Genomic DNA, 2,222 nt, shown 5'->3' with positions numbered 1-2,222 from the left:
AACAGATTGATTTAAAATAATAATTAATGTATCTCTCTGAATTTTAGTCCAATTTTCACCACTTTTTAAAGGTGAAAATGACTAAAGTCAGGTTAAATTAAAATATATCCATTTGATTTTAAAGTTAAAAAACACGCTGAGTAGTTACATATTTAATTACAATTTTTTTATAGCTGGTAACACTTTTGGCTTTATCTTTAAGCTTTGGATCTATCATAGAAAGAGCATTCAATCGACCTAATAACTTCTGAGTTATTAATCTTTCGGTTAACGGTTCATCTCTAGAAGCCTTCCATTCAACAAAAGATTGGAAGATCAATTTGTTTTGTTTGTTAGTTATCAGAGTATCATCCCCATTAATCACTACTCCTGTAATCACCTTTATGTCTTTTTTTCCAAAGATTTTAGTTTTTTCTGGATGGGGAGTATGACCATTTGAAGTAATAATCTTTCTTACAGTCGATAGAAACAATCTATTAATTGAATTACCAGAAAAGGTGATGTCGTCAACGTATACGGACATACAAACGTTATGCTTTATAGATAGTTTTTCAAGTTGATCGAACATTCTTAAGTTAGACCAAAAAGCTAAAGGCATACTTAACTTGCTTCCTGTTGGAATGTGACCATTATATGTACAAATATGGGATAGTGTATCAGCCACATCTGAAGAGCATTTCATTATATTTAAGAAAAAACAGAAAACGTTATCTCGGGCAGTTGATTGGAAGAAAGCGGAAATGTCGGTAGTTAATACTCTCTTTTCACCTAAATGTTGATTGGCATTAGTTACGTAAGAGTGTTCTTTTCTTCCTGAGTGAAGATAATTTGGGACTTTTATTTTAATAAGTAGGTTTGCAAGGCGGCAATGAATTTCTTTATGTCGATCTTTAGGATGTTGAATGGTTCGAGACTTACCTTTTTTTCTTATTGTTTCAAAAACCACATAGTTGTCTGTATCTTGAACCGCAATTCCTATTTCTTCTTTTGACATATAAAGCAAAGAGAGAAGTTTTTTTTTGCTTCTTAATTTGTATAAAGGGGAATCACAAATCTCGTATGTTTTGAGCTTATGCTTTGATTTATTTCTCATATCGCTCTACAAACCATTCCATAACATTAAGGATCTTTGAAGCAACCACTTTCTTAAGTTTTGTAGATGAAAGGTTACTTTTTCCTATGTTTTCAGAGAAAAAAAATAAAGATGATACTGGGATATCAAAGATATCAGAGTATTTATTCAGTAGTTTAAAAGTGATCGGTTTTTTCCCCGACTCGATTTCTGATAGGTAAGATTTGGATATACCTAATTCTTTAGCTAAATCAGTTTGTTTATATTCGTGAAACTGCCTGATTATTTTTAGTGCTTTGTTGATGATATGAATACCTCAAAAAAGAGGGGAACACTAACCCAAGTCTTCCCCCTCAAAGAATCGCCAAACTCTATAAATAAAGCGGCAGATTACTACTAACCACTTTAAAAGTTTCCATATTAAGGCTTTAGTCTTCTTAAGTTTGTTCTTACGTTGTGTCTGTTGAACACGAATAGCATTTTTATCTAACATAGTTTTTTTCTCGAAATTATCCTTCTACGAAATGTAGATGGTTTCGCCCTAATTCAGAGATATGAGAGAGTCCAACAGTAAACCCCTATTTTCATACAGTGATTCGCCCACTGTTTAGTACCCAACGTTATTATCGCGTTACTAACCATCGGATGTTGATGGGAGCAGCATAATTTGGCCGCAAGGAAGAAGTTAGAAAGCGTTGACTTTCCACGAGCATTAAAAACACTCAATTATTTGGCGAGTTCCTCTCAATGCTGTCGCGCATTTATAGTAACAAGTATCATATTTGAATGTCAACAAAAAGTTCGCAAATAGCGAACTTTCATTATGTGAAAATTCAAAGAATCGAGAGTGAAACTTGTTTTTACAGAAGAACTTTGGCGAGCGGATTGTTGAATAAAGCTTTTCCCCCGCCCCAAGGTGGCTAGTAACCCCTTTGATGAGTTGTTAACAATTCAGAGATCTGCTATCTTTCTCGCAACCTGTTGTACTTGCGAGAGTGGAAAGTATGACATGAAAATTTTACATGTCCTGAAAGCCAGATGTACCGCAGACCGCATTCCACAAACGCTTAAAATCAGGGAAACGGAGCAGGGTTTTGTGAGTAGTTGGGACGGACGCAGGGCGACCAGGGCATCTCCCATTCGCTGCGTA

At 34.9% G+C, this 2,222-nt stretch carries 2 protein-coding genes; both read right to left on the bottom strand.

Annotated features, from left to right (window positions below; translation table 11 throughout):
- Positions 1-124: 124 nt before the first annotated feature.
- A complete protein-coding gene (locus CDZ78_RS17685) occupies positions 125-1,093 on the bottom strand; it encodes a reverse transcriptase family protein (protein ID WP_087871162.1) in 969 nt (322 codons plus the stop codon).
- Positions 1,083-1,358 (bottom strand): helix-turn-helix domain-containing protein, encoded by a 276-nt coding sequence (locus tag CDZ78_RS17680; RefSeq protein WP_307190515.1) that lies wholly within the window; start codon positions 1,356-1,358, stop codon positions 1,083-1,085. The genes CDZ78_RS17685 and CDZ78_RS17680 overlap by 11 nt, the downstream gene beginning before the upstream one ends.
- Positions 1,359-2,222: the final 864 nt, after the last annotated feature.

Source organism: Bathymodiolus platifrons methanotrophic gill symbiont (assembly GCF_002189065.1).
Lineage (GTDB): Bacteria > Pseudomonadota > Gammaproteobacteria > Methylococcales > Methylomonadaceae > Methyloprofundus.
Note: the sequence above shows the minus strand (reverse complement) of the source record. Positions and strands in the feature narration are given on the sequence as shown.

Bases quoted from the DNA above. Each gene is read 5' to 3' on its own strand.
- CDZ78_RS17685 (WP_087871162.1), bottom strand. From the start codon at position 1,093: ATGAGAAATAAATCAAAGCATAAGCTCAAAACATACGAGATTTGTGAT.